The sequence below is a fragment of the Streptococcus respiraculi genome, from assembly GCF_003595525.1.
Taxonomy (GTDB): domain Bacteria; phylum Bacillota; class Bacilli; order Lactobacillales; family Streptococcaceae; genus Streptococcus; species Streptococcus respiraculi.
Genome location: NZ_CP022680.1, coordinates 1,326,450 through 1,351,589 on the forward strand (window position 1 = coordinate 1,326,450; position 25,140 = coordinate 1,351,589).

At 42.2% G+C, this 25,140-nt stretch carries 25 protein-coding genes; 17 read left to right on the top strand and 8 right to left on the bottom strand.

What is annotated here, in order from left to right:
• Nucleotides 1–6 precede the first annotated feature (6 nt).
• From CHF41_RS06520 to CHF41_RS06545, 6 genes are all read left to right on the top strand, one after another.
• The gene (locus CHF41_RS06520; RefSeq protein WP_119876517.1) at nucleotides 7–999 is read left to right on the top strand and encodes a dihydroxyacetone kinase subunit DhaK; all 993 of its coding nucleotides are present in this window, start codon (nucleotides 7–9) and stop codon (nucleotides 997–999) included.
• An 11-nt stretch (nucleotides 1,000–1,010) separates the two neighbouring features.
• Nucleotides 1,011–1,661, top strand: coding sequence for a dihydroxyacetone kinase subunit DhaL (gene dhaL, locus CHF41_RS06525; RefSeq protein ID WP_119876518.1), 651 nt, complete (start codon nucleotides 1,011–1,013; stop codon nucleotides 1,659–1,661).
• 1 nt (nucleotide 1,662) lies between these two features.
• Entirely contained in the window at nucleotides 1,663–2,025 is a 363-nt protein-coding gene (locus CHF41_RS06530) for a Lin0368 family putative glycerol transporter subunit (RefSeq protein WP_119876519.1), read from the top strand.
• 15 nt (nucleotides 2,026–2,040) lie between these two features.
• A complete protein-coding gene (locus CHF41_RS06535; protein ID WP_119876520.1) occupies nucleotides 2,041–2,382 on the top strand; it encodes a Lin0368 family putative glycerol transporter subunit in 342 nt (113 codons plus the stop codon).
• A gap of 157 nt (nucleotides 2,383–2,539) precedes the next feature.
• Nucleotides 2,540–3,691 carry an MFS transporter gene (locus CHF41_RS06540; RefSeq protein ID WP_119876521.1) on the top strand — a complete coding sequence of 384 codons (1,152 nt, stop codon included), beginning with the start codon at nucleotides 2,540–2,542 and terminating at the stop codon, nucleotides 3,689–3,691.
• A gap of 82 nt (nucleotides 3,692–3,773) precedes the next feature.
• Nucleotides 3,774–4,817: a zinc-binding dehydrogenase gene (locus CHF41_RS06545; RefSeq protein ID WP_119876522.1), complete on the top strand. Its 1,044-nt coding sequence runs from the start codon at nucleotides 3,774–3,776 to the stop codon at nucleotides 4,815–4,817.
• A gap of 69 nt (nucleotides 4,818–4,886) precedes the next feature.
• On the opposite strand, the gene CHF41_RS06550 is transcribed toward CHF41_RS06545, so the two are convergent.
• On the bottom strand, nucleotides 4,887–5,999 hold the full coding sequence (locus tag CHF41_RS06550) for an NAD(P)/FAD-dependent oxidoreductase (protein WP_119876523.1): 1,113 nt from the start codon (nucleotides 5,997–5,999) through the stop codon (nucleotides 4,887–4,889).
• A 76-nt stretch (nucleotides 6,000–6,075) separates the two neighbouring features.
• On the opposite strand from CHF41_RS06550, the gene CHF41_RS06555 reads away from it, so the two are divergent.
• From CHF41_RS06555 to CHF41_RS06600, 10 genes are all read left to right on the top strand, one after another.
• Entirely contained in the window at nucleotides 6,076–6,705 is a 630-nt protein-coding gene (locus CHF41_RS06555; protein ID WP_119876524.1) for a GDSL-type esterase/lipase family protein, read from the top strand.
• Between the two features lie 47 nt (nucleotides 6,706–6,752).
• Entirely contained in the window at nucleotides 6,753–7,277 is a 525-nt protein-coding gene (lepB, locus tag CHF41_RS06560; protein ID WP_119876525.1) for a signal peptidase I, read from the top strand.
• A gap of 1,019 nt (nucleotides 7,278–8,296) precedes the next feature.
• A complete protein-coding gene (gene glmS / locus CHF41_RS06565; RefSeq protein ID WP_119876526.1) occupies nucleotides 8,297–10,111 on the top strand; it encodes a glutamine--fructose-6-phosphate transaminase (isomerizing) in 1,815 nt (604 codons plus the stop codon).
• A gap of 271 nt (nucleotides 10,112–10,382) precedes the next feature.
• Nucleotides 10,383–11,024, top strand: a complete 642-nt coding sequence (locus CHF41_RS06570) for an amino acid ABC transporter permease (RefSeq protein WP_119876527.1) — start codon at nucleotides 10,383–10,385, stop codon at nucleotides 11,022–11,024.
• Nucleotides 11,025–11,032: 8 nt separating this feature from the next.
• Entirely contained in the window at nucleotides 11,033–11,665 is a 633-nt protein-coding gene (locus CHF41_RS06575; RefSeq protein ID WP_119876528.1) for an amino acid ABC transporter ATP-binding protein, read from the top strand.
• A gap of 28 nt (nucleotides 11,666–11,693) precedes the next feature.
• Complete coding sequence (locus CHF41_RS06580; protein ID WP_119876529.1) at nucleotides 11,694–12,533, top strand: amino acid ABC transporter substrate-binding protein; 840 nt, start codon at nucleotides 11,694–11,696, stop codon at nucleotides 12,531–12,533.
• Between the two features lie 126 nt (nucleotides 12,534–12,659).
• A complete protein-coding gene (locus tag CHF41_RS06585; RefSeq protein WP_119876530.1) occupies nucleotides 12,660–14,426 on the top strand; it encodes a PTS mannitol transporter subunit IIBC in 1,767 nt (588 codons plus the stop codon).
• Between the two features lie 51 nt (nucleotides 14,427–14,477).
• Nucleotides 14,478–16,430: a BglG family transcription antiterminator gene (locus tag CHF41_RS06590; RefSeq protein WP_119876531.1), complete on the top strand. Its 1,953-nt coding sequence runs from the start codon at nucleotides 14,478–14,480 to the stop codon at nucleotides 16,428–16,430.
• Between the two features lies 1 nt (nucleotide 16,431).
• Nucleotides 16,432–16,869: a PTS mannitol transporter subunit IIA gene (locus CHF41_RS06595; protein WP_119876532.1), complete on the top strand. Its 438-nt coding sequence runs from the start codon at nucleotides 16,432–16,434 to the stop codon at nucleotides 16,867–16,869.
• Nucleotides 16,870–16,884: 15 nt separating this feature from the next.
• Entirely contained in the window at nucleotides 16,885–18,030 is a 1,146-nt protein-coding gene (locus tag CHF41_RS06600) for a mannitol-1-phosphate 5-dehydrogenase (RefSeq protein WP_119876533.1), read from the top strand.
• A gap of 87 nt (nucleotides 18,031–18,117) precedes the next feature.
• Here the strand turns inward: CHF41_RS06600 and CHF41_RS06605 are convergent, their stop codons facing one another.
• From CHF41_RS06605 to CHF41_RS06620, 4 genes are all read right to left on the bottom strand, one after another.
• Nucleotides 18,118–19,311, bottom strand: a complete 1,194-nt coding sequence (locus tag CHF41_RS06605) for a cation diffusion facilitator family transporter (RefSeq protein WP_119876534.1) — start codon at nucleotides 19,309–19,311, stop codon at nucleotides 18,118–18,120.
• 100 nt (nucleotides 19,312–19,411) lie between these two features.
• Nucleotides 19,412–20,275, bottom strand: a complete 864-nt coding sequence (locus CHF41_RS06610; RefSeq protein ID WP_119876535.1) for a DUF4097 family beta strand repeat-containing protein — start codon at nucleotides 20,273–20,275, stop codon at nucleotides 19,412–19,414.
• Complete coding sequence (locus CHF41_RS06615; protein ID WP_119876536.1) at nucleotides 20,262–20,846, bottom strand: DUF1700 domain-containing protein; 585 nt, start codon at nucleotides 20,844–20,846, stop codon at nucleotides 20,262–20,264. Before CHF41_RS06615 ends, CHF41_RS06610 begins: the two co-directional genes overlap by 14 nt.
• Nucleotides 20,843–21,160 carry a PadR family transcriptional regulator gene (locus tag CHF41_RS06620; RefSeq protein WP_119876537.1) on the bottom strand — a complete coding sequence of 106 codons (318 nt, stop codon included), beginning with the start codon at nucleotides 21,158–21,160 and terminating at the stop codon, nucleotides 20,843–20,845. Before CHF41_RS06620 ends, CHF41_RS06615 begins: the two co-directional genes overlap by 4 nt.
• 390 nt (nucleotides 21,161–21,550) lie before the next feature.
• Between CHF41_RS06620 and CHF41_RS10185 the strand changes: the two genes are divergently transcribed.
• Nucleotides 21,551–21,655, top strand: a complete 105-nt coding sequence (locus CHF41_RS10185) for a putative holin-like toxin (protein ID WP_240622976.1) — start codon at nucleotides 21,551–21,553, stop codon at nucleotides 21,653–21,655.
• A 142-nt stretch (nucleotides 21,656–21,797) separates the two neighbouring features.
• On the opposite strand, the gene CHF41_RS06630 is transcribed toward CHF41_RS10185, so the two are convergent.
• The 3 genes from CHF41_RS06630 to CHF41_RS06640 all read right to left on the bottom strand — a co-directional run bounded on the left by CHF41_RS06630 (nucleotide 21,798) and on the right by CHF41_RS06640 (nucleotide 24,621).
• Nucleotides 21,798–22,439 carry a helix-turn-helix domain-containing protein gene (locus tag CHF41_RS06630; RefSeq protein WP_119876539.1) on the bottom strand — a complete coding sequence of 214 codons (642 nt, stop codon included), beginning with the start codon at nucleotides 22,437–22,439 and terminating at the stop codon, nucleotides 21,798–21,800.
• A 135-nt stretch (nucleotides 22,440–22,574) separates the two neighbouring features.
• The gene (pepT, locus tag CHF41_RS06635) at nucleotides 22,575–23,795 is read right to left on the bottom strand and encodes a peptidase T (protein WP_119876540.1); all 1,221 of its coding nucleotides are present in this window, start codon (nucleotides 23,793–23,795) and stop codon (nucleotides 22,575–22,577) included.
• A gap of 10 nt (nucleotides 23,796–23,805) precedes the next feature.
• Nucleotides 23,806–24,621 (bottom strand): Cof-type HAD-IIB family hydrolase, encoded by an 816-nt coding sequence (locus CHF41_RS06640; RefSeq protein ID WP_119876541.1) that lies wholly within the window; start codon nucleotides 24,619–24,621, stop codon nucleotides 23,806–23,808.
• Nucleotides 24,622–25,140 lie beyond the last annotated feature (519 nt).

A 25,140-nucleotide genomic window follows, 5' to 3' on the forward strand; every position in this document is an offset into this window, starting at 1 on the left:
CATCTCATGAGAAGACTCATTAACGACGGCTACAATGTAGTAGAAGAAATGCTTGCAGGCTATGCAGCAGCGAACCCTACCTATGTCAAATTATTAGAACACGATGACCGTGTAGTGGTTAGTCAACAGCTAAGTGAAGAACCTCGCGTAAGAATCATTATAGGTGGCGGTTCTGGTCACGAACCACTATTCCTAGGCTATGTAGGAAAGGATTTTGCAGATGCTGCCGTAGTCGGTAATGTTAACACTTCACCATCTCCAGAACCATGTTATAATGCTGTCAAAGCAGTGGATAGTGGCAAAGGATGTCTTTATCTCTATGGTAACTATGCAGGAGATGTCTTGAATTTTGATATGGGTGCGGAATTGGCAGCTGATGATGGCATTCGGGTTGAAACAGTTACTGTCAAAGATGACTTGATTTCATCTGAAAACTTTGAGGATCGTCGTGGAGTAGCTGGAGACTTATTTGTATTTAAAGTAGCCGCAGCCGCAGCTGCTAAAGGTTATGACCTAGATGCAGTAAAGGCTGTAGCAGAACGTGCAAATGAAAATACCTTCTCAATGGGTGTTGCCTTATCATCTGCTACCTTACCAGTAACTGGAAAAGAAATTTTTGATATGGAAGACGGGGATATGGAAGTCGGTATGGGCTTGCATGGTGAACCAGGTATCCGTCGTGAAAAATTGCGCTCAGCTGATGAAGTTGTAGAAGAAATCTATACTTATATTAAAGAACATACAGACTTGGCAGCTGGAGATGAAGTAGCTGTATTGGTAAATGGACTAGGTGGTCTACCGCTTATGGACCAATATATCTGCTACCGCAAGTTAAATGAGTTATTAACAACTGATGAAATAACGATTCATAAGTCATTGGTAGGAAATTTTGCTACATCAATGGATATGGTTGGTATGTCTATTACCTTACTTCGGGTGGATGCAGAATTGAAAGAATTACTCGATTTGCCATGTGATACACCTTACTACAAAGCATAGGAGTGACAAGAATGACACAATTCGATATGAACTATTTTACATCTGTCATCGAAGAAATGGCTGCGATGATTGAAATAGAACGTGACTATCTCACTTCATTAGATTCGAATATTGGAGACGGAGATCATGGTATTAACTTGAGTATTGGTTTCCGTGATGTTAGTAAACAATTAGAGAACTTTGACAAAACTTCTGAAACTATTTCTAGTTTATTTAAAAAAGTGGGCATGTCTCTCCTTGGAAAAGTCGGTGGTGCCTCTGGTCCATTGTATGGTAGTTTTTTCCTTAAAATGGGAACAGCCGCACAGAACAAGTCGGAAGTAACCTTTGCAGAATTTGTAGATATGTATAGTGCTGGGGTGACAGCAGTACAAAATCGTGGGAAAGCAGAGCTTGGTGATAAAACTATGATTGATGCCTTGCTTCCAGCAATGGAGTATTTAACTCAGCATAAAGAAACGGAAGATGTTGTAGCAGTAATGCAAGAAGCTTTGACACTAATGAAACAAGGTGCAGAAAGCACGGACAATATTGTTGCTAAAAAAGGTCGTGCGCTTCGCTTAGGTGAACGTGCAATCGGACATCGGGATCCTGGTGCAGAATCTTCGTGGAAACTATTTGAATGTTTTGTGAAGAAGTTAGGATACTTAAAGGAGAGATAGTATGAAATTTTTACGATCAACACTAGGTTACATGATTGCTGGTATGATTGTAATGAGTGTTTGGGGAGCTTTTGCAAATGCTTATGGTATTGTAGGTGGCTATTTTGCAGCATTTATTATCATTGGTCCAATGTGGTTCATGAATCACTACGTTGGATTGATTAAACAAGATGATGATGCAGCTTTTGTGGATATGGGGCTTGGTATTGCCATTTGTGGTATTTGTCGAGACGGCTTTTTGCTCGGTTGGGGTGAAGTTGCTGGCTCTGTCCCTACTCTATTATTAGTAGCTCTTGGTGCTGCTTTAGGAGGCATTGTTGCTGCTAAAATCCTAGATGATATGGAACAGGATGCGAAGAAATAGGGAGGAGGACACAAAATGACGATTCAACAAGCAATTGCTACAATAGTAGGTGGATTTGTATTCCCTTTTGTCATTCAAATGATTTGGGGAAAAATGGTTGAGCACTGGGGAGCTATCGGTGGCTGGCTTGCAGCAGCCTTTATCGTTGGAACGGTTTGGGCAATGAACCACGGAATTCCAAAACCAATGATTACTCAAACGGGTTCTGTTTGGATTGATATGGGGCTTGCAGCAGGTGTAGGGGTATTTTTCTCAACACTGACTCGTGGAGGCAAACTCAATAAAGCAATTCCGAATTTAGCGGCCGCATTAGTTGGTGGCATTATTGGAGGATTGATTCTATCTTTCTTCCTGTAATATAAGGGATGTTAAATATGAAAAACCTTGCTCAGTTTCTTTTACTGAGTAAGGTTTTTGTGTATCAAAGAGGGGGTAAAAACTTGTTTCTCGACTTGTTTCAGTGTATAATGATACAAGTTTTTACCTTAAATTAGATAAAACAAAAGGAGAAATCATGAAAAATAATGCTATGATGCGATTTTCACTCTTGGTGATTTCCATCTTTTTAATGTCTCATCTGGCTATTGCACCAGCGATTCCAAAGCTCTATGATTATTATCATGCTAAGAATGCAAGTTTAGGACTTGCTTCGGTGGAGAGCTTGGTGACGGTTCCTGCTGTGATGATTACCATCACAGTCTTGCTCAGTAATTTGGTGGTTTCTTGGTTAGGAACGAAGAAGACCGTTTTGTTGGGTTTGGGATTGATTGGTCTCTTTGGTACCTTACCGACCTTTTTAACCTCCTTCCCTCTTATTTTTTTATGTCGTTTGTTGCTAGGAGTCGGAATTGGGCTTTATAATTCGCTGTCTATCAGTTTGATTAGCGATTTTTACGAGGGCGAAGTGCGGGCTCGGATGATTGGCTTGCGGACGGCTTTTCTCAATATCGGAAAGGCCTTGACTACCTTTGTGGCGGGCTATGCTTTGTTGATTGGAGTTAATTATACCTTTTTAGTTTATGTGCTTGCTTTTCCTGTCCTAATTCTCTTTTATCTCAATGTCCCTGAGTCAAAAGAGAATCAGGTGGCAGTCAAAGATGCCCTTACCTGGAATTATCAGGTGGGATTGGTTGTTGCCTTAACTTTCCTAGTCGGCATCAGCTATATCGGTGCGACTATTAAAATTCCAAGCCTCCTTGTGACCCAGTACGGCTTTTCAACGACTTTGTCTAGTCAGTTGCTCACGATTTTGGCATTCAGCGGGATTATTACAGGTTGTTTCTTTGGACCGATTGTAAAGAAATTAGGTGATGCGACCTTATTTGCGGTTCTCGTTGCAATGGGGCTTGGCAACTTCCTCTTCACTCTTCCTTTCCATTTGCCACTCTTTATCCTTGCTAGTATCCTAGTAGGAATGAGTTTTGTCGGCATTATGTCCTTTAATTTTTATTATATTTCCAAGCAATTTCCGAAAGAACAAGTCCATTTTGTGATCAGTCTTGCTATTACAGGAGGCAATATCGGGGTTGTCTTGACACCTGTCTTACTGACAAAATTATTGGAAAAATTCCAGATTGAAACCTTCATCACACCTTTTTATATCAGTAGCTGCTTAATGGCATTTGCCTGTGTACTGGCTTATCTATTGTTAAAAATAAAGAAATAATATTCTGAAAAACAGACTTGACTTGGAGTGCACTCCAAGTGGTATACTAGAGACACTTTGGCAAAGAAAGTGAGGAAAGAAGATGAAAACAGCAATTTTTGAAAAAGCCGGTTCGATGATTATCGGTGAGGTAGACAAGCCTCAGATTCAAGAAAAGGACGATGTGATTATCAAGATCGTTCGAGCCTGCGTCTGTGGGTCAGATCTCTGGTCTTATTCGCACGGAGATGACAAGGATGCACATTCAATGAACTCTGGTCACGAGGCCTTGGGAATTGTTGAAGAGGTTGGAAGCGAGATTACCACGGTCAAGCCGGGTGATTTTGTCATCGTGCCGTTTACGCATGGTTGTGGGCATTGTGATGCCTGCCGTGCAGGATTTGACGGGACCTGTGACAATCATCCAGCACCGACTAACTGGGGCGGTGGTTTCCAGTCCGAATACCTGCGTTTCCACTATGGAAATTGGGCCTTGGTGAAAGTACCAGGACAGCCGTCTGACTATTCAGAAGGAATGCTCAAGTCTCTGCTTACTCTGGCAGATGTTATGCCAACAGGATACCATGCAGCCCGTGTCGCAAATGTCCAACGTGGAGACAAGGTCGTGGTCATCGGTGACGGTGCGGTTGGTCAGTGTGCGGTCATTGCGGCTAAAATGATGGGAGCTTCTCAGATTATCTTGATGAGTCGCCATGCCGATCGTCAGGCTATGGCTTTAGAATCAGGTGCAACAGCCGTTGTAGCAGAACGCGGTGAAGAAGGCATTGCCAAGGTTCGTGAACTATTAGGCGGTGGAGCAGACGCTGCGCTTGAATGCGTGGGAACAGAAGCCGCAATCGAGCAAGCTTTAGGAGTTCTTCACAATGGCGGACGTGTTGGTTTTGTGGGTGTACCGCATTATAATAGCCGTCCACTCGGCTCAACCTTTGCCCAAAATATCTCAGTTGCAGGTGGCTCAGCCTCTGTAACGACCTATAACAAGCAAGTTTTGCTCAAAGCCGTACTTGACGGTGATATCAACCCAGGACGTGTCTTTACGCAGACCTATGCTCTAGACGATGTCAACCAAGCCTACCAAGACATGGCAGACCGTAAGGTCATTAAATCTATGTTGATTGTAGAATAGTATCACATTCTAACCTTCTAAAATCCCTCTTCCATTCATTCGGAAGAGGGATTTTGGGTATTAGTCGCTTTATCTGACGGTGATATAAGCATCTGGGGAATAGGGGGTGGCATCAAACCCTGTCTTTTGTCCAAGGATGGTCTGGGCTAGTTGCCAGCCGATAAAAGGACCACAAGTCAGGCCAGAAGAGCCAAGACCGCTTGCTACTAAAATCGACGGTTGGTCTGATAGTCGTCCGTAGAAAGGCAGAAAGTCCGAGGTATAGGCACGAGTACCAACGCGCGTATGGCTGATATCGTATTGGGCTAAATCAGGGATAAAAGACGTTCCAACTTCTTTCATCTGCTGAATTTTGTCCAAATCAAGCGACAGATCATAGCCTTGATCATTCTCATGGGTCGCTCCAATGACTAATTTTCCTTCTTCAAAGGGGAGAATATCGATTTCCCCGTGGAGCATACAGCCAGGCCAGTTATCCGTCTCAAATTTTGTCTCAAGTGCTAGCAATTGCCCTTTTTGAGGTGCAATATCGACCTCGTAGCCAAAAGGAGTGAGGAGGTTTGGTAACCAAGCACCCGCTGCTAAGATAATCTCGTCATAGGGATAAATAGTTGTGCCTACCTGGACCTGCTTATCAGGCAAGAGCTGAGCCTGTCCTATGATAAACTGCCCTCCCTGTTGTTGAAATAGTTCTTGCAGTTGGTCTAAGAGTTGCCCACCGTCCACTCGTCCACCACCATGTGTGAGGACAGCGCCTTGGTCTGTTACAAGAGGAGGGACTCGGTTTTTTAAACCTTGCCCCTTTAGCACTTCGAGTTGCCCAATCATTGGAGACTGTTTTCTTCTTTCTTGTGCCATAGTTTCTAATTTGCTAAGCAGAGACTCTTTCTTTTTAAAGACCAAGGTTCCTGTCTGTTTGTAAGGAAGGTCTTTCATCCCAGCTTTTTCTAAATCCTGCATCAATTCCAGATAAAAGGCTGCTCCCTTATCTACTAGGCGATACCAGATTTGGTTGCGGCGCTGCGAGAGCCACGGACAGATGATACCAGCAGCAGCCCGTGTTGCATTTCCTGTTCCATCATCGATTAGTGTGACCTGTATATCAAGATGTTGAGTAAGGTAAAAAGCAGCAGTAGAGCCAACGATTCCCCCACCGATAATGATTATTCTTTTATGTTTCATATCTCTAGTATAGCACAAAGACAAGAGGGTTTCTTTATTTTTTTGAAAATGATAGAATAGAAAAAAAGGAGAAGATATGTCAGATGTAATGTACCCAGAAGTCCTAACGATTGGAAATGGAGCGATCAAGGTTGCGACTGTTGGTGATAGTTTGACCTATGGTTATGGGTTAGAAGACAGAGAACGCGACGCCTATCCCAGCATTTTGGCTGAAAAATTAGGGAATCATTATCAGGTGTCAAATTTTGGTCTGAGTGGCCGTTCTTTGCAGTCTACCTCGGATTATCCCTACTTACAGGAAAAAAATGCCCAGTTGTCGCTTGAAAGTGAGGCAGATATTGTCATCATCATGATTGGAAGTAATGATAGCAGGGGTCCTTATTGGAATAAAGAGCGTTTTACCAAGGAATATGGCGAGCTGGTCGATCGTTACCTGAAAATGCCCAGTCAACCAGATGTCTATCTCTTGGTCCCTCCGTATGTTCCGACCAGCCGATTTGGACTGAATAATGACATTGTACGCACCGAGTTGCAGGAGATTATTCCTAGAATCGCTGAAGAACGCGGACTAGAGTGGATCAATTTTTATCCCTTGACAGAAGGGTGCTTAGAGTATTATAGTGACGGGCTGCATTTGACCCCGCTAGGCAATCAGCTAATAGCAGATAGGGTGTATGCCGCAATCATGGGAGAAAGTCCTAGGTAATTTTTGAGAAAATATGCTATACTAGTAATAGAGAAATGGAGAGAAGTATGGCAAAAAGGGATTTTATTCATCGCATTATTATTATTGGCTTGTTGGTCTTGGGGCTTATCGCACTGCGTATCTGGGTCTTTGAACCAGTCACCATCACCAAGGAAATGGCTAACCAGTACCTCAAAGAAGATGATGTCATCATTGCAGTAAAAGGAAGGGAACTCGAATACGGCGATTTTGTCCTATATCAAGTAGATGGAGCAGAACATGTCGGTCGGATTATTGCCAAGGAGGGTGATAGCGTGACCTACATGGACGATGTTTTGTACCGTAACAATGAAATTGTCGAGGAAACTTACCTCAGTAAGTCAGCCAATCATCAAGACTACTATACAGAAGATGTCATTGTCCCTCGGCTTGAGAAAAAGAATTATTGGATTCTCAATGACATTCGCACCAACCACGAAGATAGTCGCACACTTGGCTTGATTTCATCTAAACAAGTCATCGGTCGTCTGACTTTCCGAGTCAGTCCAGTCGGTGAATTTGGATTTATCGATATCGGACTAACCCATAAGTAGGGTTAGTTTTTTTCTTCACAAACGATAGTGGATTGAGAAAGGAATAAGACAAGGTAAGGAGCAGTAGATAGAGCTAGCGTTCATCAAAGCGACTCAATACTCATTTAATTTCAAAAATAGCCATTTTATCTATCACTACTTATTTTTTGCTATAAAATAGAGCAAGCTAAGTAAGTTTAATAAGATGATTTCTCAGTAACTGGAATGAATAGTGATAGAAAAAGGGAGTTTATGCCCGAACCATCTAAGAAAGTCATTAAAGGCTAATTTTGATTTTCATTGAGTATAACGATGTTCTAATCCTCACCTAATATTAGTCCGGCGTACTGTTGAAGGTTGGAAATAAGGATTGTGAAATAATCCTCTAGATTGAAGAAAAAGTCCATTTTGGACAATTTTCGTCAATCTTTTTTCTTTTATTTGAGAAATAAACAACTCTTAACAATACCCCTATATCGGCATTTCTAAGAGTTTCTGTTATATGGTAGTCAACCTCAAAAATAAAAAATTTTTCTATCCTTAATGGGGTTTGTCTATGTTCTGAAAGATTATAAAATAATCCTCAGCTAACCTCCGTTACTCTGCGGTTTATAGGAACTAGCGCTAGGTAGAATTTGATTTTTATAGAGCATTAGACTAGACCAATTTTGTGTTTGACAAATGAAAATCTTTTATATATACTAGTTTTATTGGTTTTATCAACAAAGAATATGACTATACCAATTTACTTAATCAACATTAAAAACAGCATTTCATTGTTTTCCTCTCTAAAATCAGGTAGCAATAGCCTACAGGACTATTGGTTGATACTGAGTTTGAAAGAGTGGGGAGCGAAGTGAATCAAAATCTGATATTTTTGTAGGAACGACATTTTTTGAGACCTTAGGATCAAAAAATAGCAACGAAATCTCGAAGAGAGTTGCTTGCGTCCGCACTATCCAAGAAAATATCAAAAAGGATTAATGTTGGAATTTGTTAAGTATTCAAAAAAAGCTTACTAGAAACGGAAGGTAGTTTGTATGTGTGGAATCGTTGGTGTTGTTGGAAATGCAAATGCAACTGATATTTTAATTCAAGGACTTGAAAAATTGGAATACCGTGGGTATGATTCAGCGGGAATTTTTGTGACAGGTGGAGCAACAGGACACTTAGTCAAATCCGTTGGTCGTATTGCTGACTTGTCAGCCAAGGTCGGAGATAGCGTAGAAGGGACAATCGGAATCGGTCACACCCGCTGGGCAACTCACGGAAAACCAACGGAAGATAACGCTCACCCTCATACCTCACAAACAGGACGATTTGTTCTTGTCCACAATGGGGTGATTGAAAATTATCTTGAAATGAAAAATACCTATCTTCAAGATCATGATTTCAAGGGGCAGACAGATACAGAGATTGCAGTGCACTTGATTGGTAAATTTGTTGAAGAAGACAACATGTCTGTGCTTGAAGCATTCAAAAAAGCGCTTCACATTATCCAAGGCTCGTATGCCTTTGCCTTGATTGACGCTGCAAATCCTGATACGATTTATGTTGCTAAAAACAAGTCCCCACTATTGATTGGTCTTGGAGAGGGCTACAACATGGTCTGTTCAGATGCTATGGCCATGATTCGTGAAACTAGTGAATATATGGAAATTCACGATAAAGAATTGGTCGTTGTAACCAAAGACAGTGTCGAAGTTATGGACTATGATGGCACTCCAATCGAGCGGGGTAGTTATACAGCAGAACTTGACTTATCAGACATCGGTAAAGGGACCTATCCTTTCTACATGCTAAAAGAAATCGATGAGCAACCAACCGTGATGCGTAAGTTGATTAGCGCTTACTCTGATACGGATGGTCAGATGACGGTTGAGCCAGCCATTGTCAAAGCTGTTCAGGAAGCAGACCGCCTCTACATTCTTGCGGCAGGAACATCTTACAATGCAGGCTATGCGTCTAAGAACATGATTGAAGCTTTAACAGATACACCAGTTGAATTGGGTGTGGCTTCTGAGTGGGGCTACCACATGCCACTCTTGAGCAAGAAACCGCTCTTTATCCTCTTGACCCAGTCTGGTGAGACAGCAGACAGCCGTCAGGTTCTCGTCAAGGCCAATGAAATGGGCATTCCAAGTTTGACCATTACTAACGTCCCAGGTTCTACCCTATCACGTGAAGCGACTTATACCATGCTTCTTCATGCAGGTCCTGAAATTGCGGTAGCTTCTACTAAGGCTTACACTGCTCAGGTGGCGGCCCTTGCTTTCTTATCAAAAGCAGTTGGAGAAGCAAATGGCAAGAAAGAAGCGCTTGACTTTGACTTGGTGCATGAATTGTCTATTGTGGCCCAGTCAATTGAAGCAACCTTGTCTGAAAAAGACATGATTGCAGCAAAAGTTGAAAAGCTGCTTGCAACTACTCGTAATGCCTTTTACATCGGTCGTGGCAATGACTATTATGTGACGATTGAAGCTGCACTCAAATTAAAAGAAATTTCATATATCCAATGTGAAGGATTTGCGGCTGGTGAGTTGAAACACGGAACCATCTCCTTGATTGAAGATGGTACACCTGTTATCGCCTTGATTTCAGCTAGTGAGAAAGTTGCGGCGCATACTCGTGGAAATATTGCAGAAGTCGTTTCCCGTGGGGCACACAGCTTAACCATTGTTGAAGAAGGCTTGGAGCGAGAAGATGATGACATCGTGGTCAACAAGGTTCATCCATTCCTCTCAAGCATTTCAATGGTGATTCCAACCCAATTGATTGCCTATTACGCCTCTCTTCAACGCGGACTAGACGTTGATAAACCACGTAACCTGGCCAAAGCCGTTACGGTTGAATAAAATCCAATCCTCGTAGCCCAGCTACGGGGATTTTTGTTTGTAGGATGGATTGGTTACACTCATTTTATGATTAAAAGATAGAAGAATAAAGATAAGCATGAATAGGCAATCTGTATAAAAATTTTCACAGTAGCAGTGGTTTTTTAGCTGAGCAGATTTAACAGACAACGGTATATTTTTTCACTTTATCTTATAAAAATACAGAAAAAGGTCTTTTAATTTTCTGAAATTTCTGTTATACTAGGGTTTAATTATTATTTTGGAGGAGATTATGGGATATATTATCGAGATTTTACCGAGCTTATTAAATGGGGCTTTGGTATCCTTACAAGTCTTTGTCTGGGTCTTGCTCCTGTCTCTTCCATTAGGAGCGCTAGTAGCCTTTTTGATGAAAATTCCATTCAAACCTTTACTCTGGTTCTTGAATGTTTATGTACTCATTATGCGGGGGACGCCCTTGTTGCTCCAGTTGATTTTTGTCTATTATGTCTTACCAAGTGTAGGAATTACCTTTGATCGGATGCCTGCGGTCATTATCACCTTTACGCTGAATTATGCGGCCTATTTCTCTGAAATCTTCCGTGGAGGAATCGAAGCGATTCCTGCTGGTCAGTATGAGGCAGCAAAAGTCTTGAAGTTTACGCCTGTTCAGACCATTCGCTACATTGTCTTGCCTCAAGTGGTGAAAATTGTTTTACCGAGTGTCTTCAATGAAGTGACGACCTTGGTCAAAGATACGTCCTTGATTTATGCGCTGGGGGTCAACGACCTGCTTCTTGCTAGTCGGACAGCAGCCAACCGCGATGTTAGTCTAGCGCCGATGTTTATCGCAGGTGCCTTGTACTTGGTGATGATTGGTCTGGTGACCCTTGTTGCCAATAAGATTGAGAAAAAATTTGATTATTATAGATAGGAGGTCTTATGTTAGAATTACGCAATCTTTCCAAAAGATTTGGTCATAAACAGATTTTTTCCAACTATGACCTCGTGATTCCTGAGGGGAAAATCCTTGCCATCGTTGGTCAGTCTGGTGGTGGAAAAACGACACTGCTACGGATGTTAGCAGGACTTGAGACGATTGACTCTGGTCAGTTGATTTATAATGGAGAAGAACTGCCTTTAGAGGAGTTGGGAAAACGACATTTGTTGGGCTTTGTTTTCCAAGATTTTCAGTTATTCCCACATTTATCGGTGTTGGAAAACTTGGTCTTGTCGCCCATTAAAACGCAGAATACTTCTCGTAGTGAGGCTGAAAGCAAAGCCCGTCAATTGCTTGAAACTCTTGGTCTAGCTGGTCATGCGGATGCCTATCCGTATTCCTTATCTGGTGGGCAAAAGCAGCGTGTCGCCTTGGCGCGTGCCATGATGATTGACCCTGAGATGATTGGCTATGATGAACCAACCTCAGCACTTGACCCTGAGTTACGTAAAGAAGTGGAGAATCTCATTCTTGAAAATCGCAGAACGGGTATTACGCAGATTGTCGTCACCCATGACATGCAGTTTGCGGAAAACATCGCTGATGAGATTATCAAGATTGAGCCCAAACATTAGAGTCTATCTGTAAAAAGGGGAATGAATTATGAAATTGAAATCACTTGTAATCGCTACAGTCGGTATGTTAGCAGGTCTTGCGCTTACAGCGTGTGGGGCTAGCGATTCAGCAGCTAAAAAAGACAGCTGGTCTAGCTATGAAGAAAGCAAAAAAATCACGATTGGCTTTGACAAGACGTTTGTCCCAATGGGATTTGAAGAAAAAAATGGTCAGTATACAGGGTTTGATATTGACCTAGCGACAGCAGTCTTTGACAAATATGGGATTACCATTGAATGGCAGCCGATTGACTGGGACTTAAAAGAAACAGAGTTAAACAATGGCAACATTGATTTAATTTGGAATGGGTATTCCGCAACAGATGAGCGTCGGGAAAAGGTTCTCTTTTCAAATGATTACATGGAAAACCTCCAGGTCTTGGTCACCAAGAAATCATCTAAGATTGACGCAAGTTCGGATATGAAAGACAAGGTGCTAGGAGCCCAAGCTGGATCGTCTGGCTATGCAGCTTTTGAAGCACAGTCAGCTATCTTAAAAGATCTTGTAAAAAACAATGAAGCAACCCAATACGCAACCTTTAATGAAGCCTTGATTGACTTGAAAAATGACCGTATTGACGGGCTCTTGATTGATCGTGTCTATGCGAATTACTACTTGCAGCAAGAAGGTTTGATCAAGGATTACAATATTATTGATGCTGGTTTTGAGAAAGAAGCCTTTGCGGTCGGTGCTCGTAAGGTAGATACGACCTTGGTAGATAAGATTAACGCCGCCTTCAAAGAATTGTATGCAGATGGTAGCTTCCAAAAAATCTCTGACAAATGGTTCGGAGAAGATGTCGCCACAGATGTGATTAAGAAAAAATAAGTGTGAAAGGCAGGATAGTTCCTGTCTTTTATTGTTTTGTCTCTTTGTCAAAATTTTTGTGACAAGATTTGAGTTTTTTTCTGTCAGAGGTGAGTGTATAATAAAATCAGAAAAATTTAGGAGGAAATGATGGAAAATTCTTCATTAAAAGTTCGGATCCAAAAACTAGGAACGACTTTATCAAATATGGTTATGCCTAATATTGGGGCATTTATTGCATGGGGGGTCTTGACATCTCTTTTTATCGAGACAGGTTGGTTGCCAAATGAAACTTTTGCAACGATCGTTGGTCCGATGATTAAATATTTGTTGCCGCTCTTGATTGGTTACACAGGTGGTTACAATGTTTACGGTCAACGTGGTGGTGTGGTCGGTTCCATTTTGACCATGGGGGTCATTGCCGGTTCAGAAGTACCAATGTTTATCGGTGCGATGCTGGTTGGTCCATTTGGTGCTTGGGTCATCAAGAAATTTGACCAAGCTTTCCAAGAAAAGATTCGCCCTGGATTTGAAATGTTGGTCAACAACTTCTCGGCAGGCTTGATTGGCTTTGCCCTTATGCTCATCAGCTTTAAAGTGGTTGGTCCATTCGTATCCAGCATGACAACAGCTATTGGAGATGGAGTTCAGACGATTGTTGATATGAAACTCTTACCATTAGCGAATATCATTATCGAGCCTGCTAAAGTTTTGTTCTTAAACAATGCGCTTAACCATGGTATCTTTACACCGCTTGGAACAGAGCAAGTATTGAAAGTTGGAAAATCAGTTCTCTTCCTCTTGGAAGCAAACCCTGGACCTGGTCTTGGTATCTTGTTTGCCTACGCTTTGTTCGGCAAAGGTTCAGCAAAATCGTCTTCATGGGGAGCAATGGTCATTCACTTCCTCGGTGGTATCCATGAAATCTACTTCCCATACGTGATGATGAAACCAGCTCTTTTCCTTGCTGCAATCGCAGGTGGTGTATCTGGTACCTTCACTTTCCAATTGTTGAATGCAGGTCTTGTAGGAGCATCTTCACCAGGATCAATCATTGCTATCACTGGTCTTGTACCAAAAGAAGGAAACTACTTTGCTAATCTTCTAGCTGTTTGGGGCGGTGTCTTTGCGGGAGCAGTGGCTTCCTTCCTAGTAGCTTCTATCATCTTAAAAGCAGATAAGTCAGAAGGAACTTCTCTTGAATCAGCCCAAGCAGCCACTAAAGCAGCAAAAGCGGTTGCCAAAGGCCAAGCGCAAGTAGCCGTATCAAACGATGTAACAACAGATAATGTTCATCAAATCATCTTTGCCTGTGATGCAGGTATGGGAAGCTCTGCTATGGGGGCGTCCTTGCTTCGCGACAAGGTGAAAAAAGCAGGATTGAGTATCCCAGTGACAAATAAGGCGATTGCCAATCTTCAAGATACAGATCATACACTTATTATCACACAGGAAGAATTGGCAGATCGTGCAGCACAACGTACTCCACGTGCGATTCACGTAGCGGTTGATAATTTCCTTACCTCACCAAAATACGATGAAATCATCGCTCAATTAACCAATCAAATTGCTACACCTTCATCAGCTCCAGCAGAAGCAGCAGCTGAAACGGCAACAGCAGATTTGAAAGTAGTTGAACAAGTTGTCTTTCCTTATGGAGATGCCCAAGGCTCAGCAACAATGGGCCAAACAACTTTGAGTACAATCTTTAAGAATAAGGGAATTGCGACTCCAATTGTTAGCCTACCGTATGCAGACTTGTCAGCTCACAATGTCAAGACTAGTTTGATTGTCACAACTCCTGCAAGTCAAGCACAGGTAAAAGCAGTAGCACCTCATGCCCAAGTTTTGGTCGTTGACAGCCTTGTGACCACACCAGAATATGACAAACTAGCAGCTGGCTTAATCCATTAAAAAATTGTCATCTCAACAGACAATCTACAGCAACTGTAGTATAATGAAAGTATGTTACTAACCAAACGAGAAGAACAACTGATGAAAGCTTTCCTCCAGGTAGGAAAGCTTTCCTTAAAGGAAATGGCAGATATCTTGCAAGTGTCGTCACGGACGGTGTATCGGACCTTGTCGGACTTGACCGAGAGCCTTTCTAAAGAAGAAATTCAATTGATCAAGGACGGTAAGAAATACTATTTGTCGGGGAATCTTGCTGCCTTGACTGATTATCAAGCAGATACGACCTATACACCAAGCGAGCGCCTAGTCCTAATGGCCTATCAACTCCTGACCAGTCAGGAAGTGGTGACTAATGAGCAGTTTCAGGAGCAATTTTTGGTCTCAAATGTGACCGTGATTCAAGATATTGCAGAAATTGAGCGCCGTTTACTGGTCTTTGACTTACAGTTGACGCGTCAGCGTGGCTATCGGGTAGAAGGGACGAGCAGTCAGAAGCGCCGCTTTCTGGCTATTCTACTGAGCAATACCATTTCGATTCAGGACTTTTGGTCAGATCGCTATGGTGCTTTTCCGGTCTTAGAGGCTACGATGATGTATCAGGTTCGTCAGGTCTTTGAACGTTATCAAAGCTTACTAGGGGACTTGGATCCAAAGCTCAAGGAATTTCTAATCATCCTGCTAGGACTAGCAGACAATCAGGACACCTTGACCCAGCAGGTCAACGTATCTAAGGTGGCTCTTGATTTTGCCCAGAAAGTCTTTGCAGACTTGGCCAAGACCAGTAAGCACTTTTACAGCATTCAGGAAATCATCTATTTTGCTTCTATCTTAGACGAGGTCATTATCAAACGGCAGGAAGTCCCCTTGTTTAGTGAGAGCTTTGACAGTGGCTTTTATTACAGTATTTCCCAATTGGTGGACAGCGTGTCACGCTTTACAAAGATTGACTTTGTCAAAGACAAGGTCCTCTTTCCCTTATTGTTTCACCATGTTCGCCTCAGTCTAGCGGTACCAGTCCTCTTTCCAGATCGCTCTACCACTAATGTCGCCTATCTAGCGACCCAGAAAAATCCTTTCTTACATCGTGTGGTGAGCCTAGTTATACAGGATATTTTTCCTAGCTATATCCATAATGAATACGAGTATGAACTGGTCACTCTTCATTTTGCTTCTAGTTTGCGTAGAAGTCCAGATATTTATCCAATTCGGATGCTCTTGGTGACTGATGAACGCCCCTTGACAACCAGCGTTCTCGTTTCAAAGATTAAAAGTATTGCGCCTTTTGTGGAATGGATTGACGTGCAAAGCACGACCAATCTAGCACAGTTGCAGTTATCGCAGTATGATTATGTTCTCGCGACAAAGCCTGTTCCGCAGCTTGCTATTGATGTGATTTCAACCTTTCCCAATACTAAGGAAATTCTAGAATTGCAGGAAACCTTGCAGTCGATTCAGGAAAATCGGACAGTGGCTGTTCGTGAAGAAATTATGATCAACAGGCATTATGATTTGCAGGCTTACTTACAAGGAAGTAGCCATCTTCTGACACATTTCTCACTTCATGAACTGGCAAATGGTGCTACCTTTGAAGAAACCGTCCAGCAGATTGTGGCTCAACTTTCTTTTGTCAAGGACAAAGACTATCTAGCCAGAAAGCTGATTTCTCGTTTTGAGATGAGCCCGCTTGCTATTCCAAATACCAATTTGGCCTTGGTTCACACCCAGTCCAGTCAGGTGACTCAGAGCCAATTTCAAATTGTTTCTCTAGCGCAACCTGTCACGGCCTTGTCAATGAACAATCAGCCAGAAACCGTTCAGCGGGTCTTGGTCATGCTGACCAAGCTCGGCGAGCAAGAAGAAATGCGAGAGCTGATGACTGCTATCAGCCAGTCTATTATCGAAAATAACCTTTATACCGAAATTTATCGTACCGGAAATCAGGAAATCATCTATCAACTCCTGAATTCCATTTTCAATGAAAAAATCAAACAATGGGAGAATTAACATGGAACTTCAACAAGAACTGATTCAACTAAAGCAAGCATTTGCGACAAAAGAAGAAGCAATTCGCTTTTGCGGTCGCCAGTTAGCAGATGCAGGTCATGTCAACGAAGCCTATATCGAGGCGATGATTGAGCGCAACGAAGAATTGTCTGTTTACATGGGGAACTTTATCGCCATTCCGCACGGGACAGATGCAGCGAAAAAAGAAGTTCGTTCATCAGGTATTACCATTGTACAAGTCCCTGCAGGAGTTAATTTTGGAACAGACGAAGAACCAAAGATAGCAACAGTCCTCTTTGGGATTGCAGGTCTTGGGGATGAGCATTTGGAAATCATCCAAAAAATCTCGATCTTCTGTGCGGATGTTGACAATGTGGTGAAGTTGGCTGATGCCCAGTCAGAAGAAGAAGTGGTCGCTCTGTTAAACAGTGTCGAATAAGAAAGAAGGATTCAGATGAAAAAAGCAGTACATTTTGGTGCCGGTAATATCGGTCGCGGATTTATCGGAGAAATTTTATTTGAAAATGGCTTTGGAATTGCTTTTGTCGATGTCAATGAGCGGATTATTGATGCTCTGAATGAGCGCGGAAGCTATGAAATTGAGATTGCAGAAGAAGGGCAACGCCATATTGCTGTCTCAAGCGTACGTGGAATAAACAACGCTACTCACCCTGAGGAAGTAGTAGCAGCTATTGCAGAAGCAGATTTAGTGACTACAGCGATTGGTCCAAATATCCTGCCTTTTATTGCTGGATTGGTAGCACAAGGAATTGAAGCACGTAAGAACGCAGGAAATACACAACCGCTCGATATTCTAGCTTGTGAAAACATGATTGGTGGATCAAGTTTCCTTTATGAAGAAGTGAAAAAACACTTGTCCGAATCAGGTTTGGCCTTTGCAGAAGAGCATATCGGATTCCCGAATGCTGCGGTAGACCGTATTGTCCCAGCTCAAAGTCATGAAGATCCTCTTTTTGTAGTAGTAGAGCCTTTCAATGAGTGGGTAGTAGAAACTCATGCCATGAAAAATCCTGACTTGAAACTGGATAAGGTCCACTATGAAGCAGACCTTGAACCATTTATTGAGCGGAAATTGTTCTCTGTTAACTCAGGACATGCAACCTCAGCTTATACTGGAGCACATTTTGGCGCACAAACCATTTTAGAAGCTCTGCAAAATCCAACTGTTAAAGAAAAAGTTGAAGCTGTTTTAGCGGAAATTCGCAGCCTCCTCGTTTCTAAATGGGGATTTGAGGAAGTAGCACTTGAAGACTACCACAAAGTCATCATCAGCCGCTTTGAAAATCCATTTATCGTGGATGATGTGGCGCGTGTAGCCCGCACACCAATCCGTAAATTAGGTTATGATGAGCGCTTTATTCGCCCAATCCGTGAACTACGTGAGCGTGGCTTGAGCTACGATGCCCTCCTTCAAACCGTACGCTATATCTTTGAGTATAAGGATGAAACAGATGCCCAATCGGTTGAATTGCAGGAGATGCTCGCTCAAGATTCCCTTGCAACTGTCGTAGAAAAGATTACAGGCGTGACCGATCCAGCCCTCGTTGCGGAAATCGTGGCAGTAGTTGAAGGGAAGTAAGATAAACAAAACTAAGGGGACTTAATCTTCTAGTTTTTTGGGCTTGAATTTACAATATAAGTGCACAATAAAAAAGGGGCTAGTAACCTAGTTCCTTTTTTGTGTAATCTGATGAAAGACGACTTGCCAGACTTCGTGACGGCGCCAGAGGGAGGTGTGGACCATATCGCCAATTTCAAAGGTGACAAGTTTTGATTTTTGACTGATAGAGACCATTTGGAAATTGGTCAGATGGGTGGACTGGACTTGGTGGTGTTGGAGCATTTCTTCTTTGTTGAGAGAGCGTCCTTTTTCGTCAATTAGGAGATAATTATTCTCAATCAGGTCTTGATAGCCTTTTTCATGCGCTTGAATTTCTGATTCAAGGCGGTAGAGCTTGTCAAAGACATGCTCATACATTTCATCGTGAGGAATTTCAGACGGCTCTACATGGATATCCACATCGAAAACTCCATGCTTTAAAATCAAGAGTTGTTCAACCTGTTCGGTCACCTTATGACTCTCATAGACCGACAAATCAGGGTTCATTTCAAGGACAATGTCGAGATAGATATTGGCTCCGTAGGTTCTGCCACGTTGGGATTTGACGGCGCTAATCTTGGGCAGCTTTAGAATATCTGTTTCATACTTATGGAGCAATTCCTCATCAAAACCATCTGACAGGGTGAAGAAACTCTCCATGAAAATCCCGTAGGCTGTTTTTAAGATGAAGAAGGTAATGATAATGGCTGCAATTTTATCAATAATCGGAAATTGAAAGGCCGCTGCAAAAACAGCAATGGAAGTTCCGATTGAGGTCATGGCATCTGACAGATTGTCCTTGGCAGTTGCCTCCAAAGCCTTTGACCGCACCTTTTTTGCTAAGCCTTTGTTGTAGAGATAGACCGCAAGCATGACGATAGCAGAGATGACTCCAACGATTGCCCCCATAACGTCAATTTCAACGACTTCCTTACTGAGGAGCTTTTGAATAGTGCTATGGAGAACTTGAAAACCAACGACAAACATGATGAAAGAAGTAATGAGACTTGCTAGATCTTCCATTTTCCAATGGCCAAATTTATGGTCGGTATCCGCAGGCTTCTGTGCCATTCTCAGCCCAATCAGCACCGCGATATTGCCGATAATATCTGAAATGTTGTTAAAGGCATCCGCCGTGAGGGCGTCCGAGTGAAAGAGGGAGCCAGCTGCTAGCTTTGCGCCTGATAAGACTACATAGGCGATAATTGATAAGATAGCCCCGCGCTCCGCCAGTTTCAAATTATGTGCTTGTTGGTCCATAATCCCTCCTTTGTACTTGCTTCATTGTAGCAGAATGAACGAAAATTTTCAAGGGAAGGAAAAAGAGCTAGGAGCTAGCTCTTTTGAATGACAGTCTTTCCTATTTCACCCGAATATCACCTGTATTTGTTTCAAGAATGAGGCGATTCTGGGAGTTGGGTTGGTTTTGGAAGTGATTGGATACGCTACCGAGGTCTGTGTTTGCTTCAATGTTGACAGCTGTTTTAGGATTGAGTTGCAGGTCAATGTTGCCGATGTCCGTAAAGATGCTATTTTGCCCAGTTAGGCTGAGGTTGGTTGCGGTAATATCTCCTGTATTTAAGCTAATAGAGCTTTTGTTCAACAGGCTAGAGCCTTCTTTGACATTTGGGAGAGCTAGGCTGACATCTGCCAGTTGAATTTCTCCTGCATCGACATCTAAATGGAGTGTACCGATGTTGACGTTACTTAGTTTGACAGGGCCAATATTAACAGTTAGTTCGGCAGTATCAATGGTAACGTTTTTAAGATCAATATCTCCTATATCAACAAGCCCTTTCAGTTCTTTTAGGCTTGTTCCCTTAGGCACTTCAAGGCGGGGGATGCGCTCTTCAAGCCAATTTTGCTGACTAAGATGTAGAACGATATCAAGTAGACCGTCCGTATTGATGAACGAATTCGGCTGATTATCGTTGATTGTCAGTTGTTTATCTTTTAATCGGTAGTTTACAGAAGCAAATTGATCTTTCAGGTAGTGATAGTAACTCAGATGAAATTGCCTATCTTTTGACGGAGCGATAATGATACTCGTTTGAATATCAAGCGACTCTACTTTGTCAAAGTCAATGGTTTCTAATCTTCGACTGAGAGCGACTTCTTGTTTCAGATTCTTCCAACCGCCTAGTAGAAAGCCTGCACCTGCAAGGCTGAGTCCGACAAAGAGAAGAGTTAGACAGGTTTTGGTAAAACGGTTAAATGATTTCATAGCGGTTTCTCCTAATAACTTTTTCTTGCATCAAGTGAACAAGGGCAAGGACAGCCTTTGTTCCAAGAATAATTGTCATATGTGTACCAAGAAGCCCTAGAGGAATAGCGACTAGTCCAAGCCCAATAAAGAGGAGTGAGTTACTCCAGGCAATTGAAAGAACCTGAAAAGCTGTAAAGATAAATTCGATGCCTAAAGCAATAGCACTAATCCATATAGAAGCAAGGACCAACAAGAAACTGAAAACGAGTATAATCGCAGTTAGAAAGAGAGCTAAGAGGGTCAGAGCTAAAGGAAAGGCTAAAGGAGCTGCTAGGATACTGAGTATTACAATGAGAATGGTATTGCGAGGTGTAGCAGTTCCTGCTTCGGTCTTTTTCTCATAGAGCTGGTCGAGGATTTCTCGTGCAGCCTGCTTAGGACTTCCTAACTCAGCAATGACCTGTGCCTCGTTTTCTAATCCAGCTTCGTCAAAGTATTCATTAAAATGTTCCATGGCCTCTTGATAATCCTCTGCTGGCAAGCGTTTAAGATATTTCTGTAATTGAGTGATATAGTCGCTGCGTGTCATTTACGTAAGCTCCCTTCTATAATACCGTCTATATTGTCCTTGTATTCCGTCCATTCGGTTTGCAAAAAGGTAATCTGCTTGCGACCTTGGTCGGTAATTTTGTAATATTTGCGCTTGCGACCTTGAAATTCCTGAGAATAGGTCGTTACAAAAGCTGCTTTTTCGAGTTTTTTCAGAATGGGATATAAGGTTGATTCCTTAATATCCGCTACAATCTTAATGGTCTGACTGATTTCATATCCGTAGGAGTCATGTTTTTCGACAATCGATAGAATCAGAAATTCAATTAAGACAGAGGAAACAGGATAGTACATAAATGTTCACCTCTCTTATATATAAATATTTTATATATAAATTATATACATATAGATACTCCTTGTCAAGGATAATATATAAAAATTTTATATAAAAAACCAAGCACCGTAAAAGCTGCTTGGTTCAGTATTTCATCATCAGTATACATTGTTGTTGAGAAGTTGCTGGTATTCATCTTCCTCACAACCTTATTTTTTTCGAAAGAGACATGGAGCATTTATTTTTTTGCTTGTTCATCTGTGTAAAATGTAGTATAATAATCAAGTAGAAAAGTGAGACGGTTGCTCCTTATTCTGTAAGGTAGGTGATGTCTATGGACAGTTCATCAAAATCTAACAGAGAGGAGGGAGCCTGAGTTGTCAACGTTCGAAGTATTGACGCTTTTATTGGTGACGGGTAACTTTGTTATCTCATTAGTAAAGCTCATTTTGGAACTTATCAAAACAACAAAAAATAACCGTCCAAACTTTGGCGAGTTAACGGTTATTTTTTAACTTTTAAAAACGAGTCACCGTCTTTAACGGTTCTACGTTGGAGCTGAGTTATTACTCAGCTCCTTTTCTATTGCTATTATATCATTTTATAGGGAAATTGCAAGTGCAAGGGTACACTATTTTTGACAGATGGCTGATTCAGCTATTTCATCAGTAGAACGACTAGTTTGTCAAAATCGATTGTCGTTGTAAAGGTTCCTGTTTGAAGTTCAAGGCTGTTTTCGTGGACAGCTGTCACTTGGCTAAAGAGGTAGTGATTGCCACCCCAGAATTGGTCAGTATTCGTGTAGGCTTTGCATCTACCGAGAGAAATGTGGTTGCAGGGAGTGTAGTCTTTTTCCTTTTTGACGAGAATATCCAGGCAGCGCCGGAGATTAAAGTAGCCGTAGCGTTGCCGTTTTTCAAAGCAGACCATATCTTGATAGATCCCAACAATTTTGACATTTCGCAGAACTTGGTACCACATCGTATTAAGGGAAACATCGCAAACCTTTCCCAGATAGTCTTGAATAGCAAAACTAGACTTTTGCTGAAGAGAAGTTGCGAGGTCGGGAGTGTCTGCCTCTTGCTGGATTGGCAGGTCAATATCTTCTCGAACCAGCTGGTCCAAACTGATATCTGCAAAGTCAGCAATTGCAATCAGAATCTGCAGGTCAGGAATCGAAGTCCCGTTTTCCCACTTGGAAACAGACTGGCGACTGACCGTAAAGGTTTCCGCAAATTGTTCTTGCGACAACTGGTGAATCGTGCGAATGAGACGAATTTTTTCATGTAGTAACATCATTGTCACCTCCTAATCCCTACTCTAGCAAACCGTTCAATTCTTGCCAAGAAAGCCCAGTTTACATCTTGCTACTGTTGGTTGCAGTGGGGAAAAACGCCCTAATATGCATTGAAGGGCGTTTTTCGTATCGTATTTTTATTGGTGTCCCACAATTCCTAGAATGACATCGACGGCTTTTTCCATGGTTTCAAGGCTGACAAATTCAAAGCGGCCATGCATATTCTCACCACCTGCAAAGATATTTGGTGTTGGAATACCCATGAAGGAAATTTTTGATCCGTCAGTTCCACCACGAACTGGCTCAATGATTGGTGTGATATCAAGATTTTCCATAACTTCTTTAGCAATGGTGATTGGTGTCATGTCTTTTTCGATGATTTTCTTCATGTTATAGTATTGGTCATGAAGGTTTACGATGACGCGTGGTGTGTCAAAATCTTGGTTCATCTTCTCAGCAATATCCAGCATCAATTGTTTGCGGGCTTTGAAATCAGCTTCTTCAAAATCACGAATGATGTATGTGGTCTGTGCTTGATCAACGCTTCCTGACATGTCCATTAAATGGAAGAACCCTTGATAACCATCCGTTTTTTCTGGACGATCTGCTTCTGGGAGAGCATTATGGAAGTCAATCGCTAACTGGAAGGCATTGATCATTTGATCCTTGGCAGAACCCGGGTGGACGTTGCGTCCGATAAAGTCAATCTTAGCCCCAGCAGCGCTAAAGGTTTCGTATTGGAGTTCGCCAAGTGGGCCGCCATCCATCGTATAAGCAAAGTCCACATCAAAGTCTTCCACGTCAAACTTGTCTGCGCCAACTCCGATCTCTTCGTCAGGACCAAATCCGACCCGAATTTCGCAGTGTTTGATGTCAGGATGTGAGACTAAGTATTCAATGGCTGTCATGATTTCAGCGATTCCTGACTTGTCATCAGAACCAAGCAGGGTTGTTCCGTCAGTTGTAATCAAGGTTTGCCCGTGATAGTTGTTTAATTGCGGAAAATCTTTAGGATGTAGCTCAAAACCAGATGTTCCAAGGGCAATCGGATTTCCGTCATAGTTCTCAATAATCTGCGGATTGACACCTTCGGCATTAAAGTCGGCTGTATCCATGTGGGCGATAAAGCCAATCTTGCGGGTCAAACTCGGGTCGTTGGCAGGTAGTGTTCCAATGGCAAATCCGTTTGGCAAGTAGTGAACATTTTGAAGTCCGATGCGTTTCATTTCAGGAAGCAGGATGTTTTGGGCAAATTCAACCTGATTTTGCGTACTAGGTGTGGTAGTGGACATCTCATCAGAACGTGTATTTTCTTTTACGTAGATAAGAAAGCGGTCTAAAAGAGTAGGGTATTTCATGTTTATTCTCCTATTTCGTTAAAATGTGCTTGTAAATGGCTTTGGCTACGCCGTCTTGGTCATTGGTATCTGTAACATCATCTGCAAAAGATTTGACGAGATCGCTGGCGTTACCCATGGCAATACTCAATCCTGCAAATTCCAGCATTTCAATGTCATTGTTGGCATCTCCCATCGCCATGATTTCCTCTGGTAAAATCTGGAGGTGCTCTGCTAATTTCTTCAAGGCAGAAGCCTTATTGGTTCCTGTTGGCAAGATTTCAAGCAGGACATCTTGGGAGCGGACAACGTCAAAGTCCTTGCTAAGTGCTGATGTGTATTTGCTTTCAAAAGTATCAGTGGCACTTTGTGTACCGACAAACATGGCTTGGAAGAGATGGCGGCTTTGGTTGGTCGCATCTTCCATGCTTAAAATGCTAGGCTCTACAAATACAAGATTCGCATCCATGCGTGAGAATTCATTTGGCTCGTCTTCAAGAACATAGTAGTGTTCCTCATCAAACAAGGTCAATTGCATCTCGCTTTTTGAAATGAAAGTTGCAAGGTATTTGATTTGTTCAGGGGATAACTCAGTCCAGTCAATCAGCTTCCAGTCGCTTGTCTGGTGGGTTGAACAACCATTATTGACAATGACATACTCATTTTCCGCATCAAGACCCAGCTGGTCAAAGTAGGGCTTCACTCCGGTTAGCATCCGCCCAGTGCAAAGAACCAGCTTAACACCACTCTCCACAGCCCGATGAATCGCTTCAATCTGGGGCTCTGTCAACTGCTTCTGACTCGTCAACAATGTCCCATCCATATCCAGGGCAAGTAATTTAATCATACATTCCTCCTCTAGTATTCTATAGACTAGTATAGCATAAAAAAACAGCCCAGTGGGCTGTTTTTTCACGAGCCTAGAAATTATAGAGCGAGGTAAGGTCCATCGGACTGTTTTTCCCTCGCCTAGAAATAGCAAAGCGAGGTTGGTTGAAGTGGGCTGTTTTTTCACGAGCCTAGACCTAACATCTACAGTTGAGAAGATGGGGGAAGTGGGATATAATAGTTTTACAATAGGTTGCTTCTATCAGATAAATGCTAGATTATTTATGAACGCAATGAGGTTAGACATATTTCCTTAAAGATAAGTGAGATTGCACAATGAGAGAACTATATCCCTTAGCACAACAATGGCTTTCGCTGCTGATGAAAGCGTATTTTAATGGTAAGCAAATAATAGATGACAATCAAAATATTTTAGTAATTGTAGTGATGAATCAGTTATGGAACAGCGCAAGATATTTCAAACGTAAAAAGAGACGGAGAATTCTTGATTAGAGGTGTATAATACCGATTGAAGTTG

What these genes read in the sequence shown, in the direction of transcription:
- CHF41_RS06535 (WP_119876520.1), top strand. Translation starts at nt 2,041, where the DNA reads ATGACGATTCAACAAGCAATTGCTACAATAGTAGGTGGATTTGTATTC.
- CHF41_RS06580 (WP_119876529.1), top strand. Translation starts at nt 11,694, where the DNA reads ATGAAATTGAAATCACTTGTAATCGCTACAGTCGGTATGTTAGCAGGT.
- glmS (WP_119876526.1), top strand. Translation starts at nt 8,297, where the DNA reads ATGTGTGGAATCGTTGGTGTTGTTGGAAATGCAAATGCAACTGATATT.
- CHF41_RS06585 (WP_119876530.1), top strand. Translation starts at nt 12,660, where the DNA reads ATGATGGAAAATTCTTCATTAAAAGTTCGGATCCAAAAACTAGGAACG.
- CHF41_RS06615 (WP_119876536.1), bottom strand. Translation starts at nt 20,846, where the DNA reads ATGACACGCAGCGACTATATCACTCAATTACAGAAATATCTTAAACGC.
- CHF41_RS06555 (WP_119876524.1), top strand. Translation starts at nt 6,076, where the DNA reads ATGTCAGATGTAATGTACCCAGAAGTCCTAACGATTGGAAATGGAGCG.
- CHF41_RS06520 (WP_119876517.1), top strand. Translation starts at nt 7, where the DNA reads ATGAGAAGACTCATTAACGACGGCTACAATGTAGTAGAAGAAATGCTT.
- CHF41_RS06605 (WP_119876534.1), bottom strand. Translation starts at nt 19,311, where the DNA reads ATGGACCAACAAGCACATAATTTGAAACTGGCGGAGCGCGGGGCTATC.
- CHF41_RS06630 (WP_119876539.1), bottom strand. Translation starts at nt 22,439, where the DNA reads ATGATGTTACTACATGAAAAAATTCGTCTCATTCGCACGATTCACCAG.
- CHF41_RS06540 (WP_119876521.1), top strand. Translation starts at nt 2,540, where the DNA reads ATGAAAAATAATGCTATGATGCGATTTTCACTCTTGGTGATTTCCATC.
- CHF41_RS06550 (WP_119876523.1), bottom strand. Translation starts at nt 5,999, where the DNA reads ATGAAACATAAAAGAATAATCATTATCGGTGGGGGAATCGTTGGCTCT.
- CHF41_RS06590 (WP_119876531.1), top strand. Translation starts at nt 14,478, where the DNA reads ATGTTACTAACCAAACGAGAAGAACAACTGATGAAAGCTTTCCTCCAG.
- lepB (WP_119876525.1), top strand. Translation starts at nt 6,753, where the DNA reads ATGGCAAAAAGGGATTTTATTCATCGCATTATTATTATTGGCTTGTTG.
- CHF41_RS06640 (WP_119876541.1), bottom strand. Translation starts at nt 24,621, where the DNA reads ATGATTAAATTACTTGCCCTGGATATGGATGGGACATTGTTGACGAGT.
- dhaL (WP_119876518.1), top strand. Translation starts at nt 1,011, where the DNA reads ATGACACAATTCGATATGAACTATTTTACATCTGTCATCGAAGAAATG.
- CHF41_RS06595 (WP_119876532.1), top strand. Translation starts at nt 16,432, where the DNA reads ATGGAACTTCAACAAGAACTGATTCAACTAAAGCAAGCATTTGCGACA.
- CHF41_RS06570 (WP_119876527.1), top strand. Translation starts at nt 10,383, where the DNA reads ATGGGATATATTATCGAGATTTTACCGAGCTTATTAAATGGGGCTTTG.
- CHF41_RS06600 (WP_119876533.1), top strand. Translation starts at nt 16,885, where the DNA reads ATGAAAAAAGCAGTACATTTTGGTGCCGGTAATATCGGTCGCGGATTT.
- CHF41_RS06530 (WP_119876519.1), top strand. Translation starts at nt 1,663, where the DNA reads ATGAAATTTTTACGATCAACACTAGGTTACATGATTGCTGGTATGATT.
- CHF41_RS06620 (WP_119876537.1), bottom strand. Translation starts at nt 21,160, where the DNA reads ATGTACTATCCTGTTTCCTCTGTCTTAATTGAATTTCTGATTCTATCG.
- CHF41_RS06545 (WP_119876522.1), top strand. Translation starts at nt 3,774, where the DNA reads ATGAAAACAGCAATTTTTGAAAAAGCCGGTTCGATGATTATCGGTGAG.
- CHF41_RS06610 (WP_119876535.1), bottom strand. Translation starts at nt 20,275, where the DNA reads ATGAAATCATTTAACCGTTTTACCAAAACCTGTCTAACTCTTCTCTTT.
- pepT (WP_119876540.1), bottom strand. Translation starts at nt 23,795, where the DNA reads ATGAAATACCCTACTCTTTTAGACCGCTTTCTTATCTACGTAAAAGAA.
- CHF41_RS06575 (WP_119876528.1), top strand. Translation starts at nt 11,033, where the DNA reads ATGTTAGAATTACGCAATCTTTCCAAAAGATTTGGTCATAAACAGATT.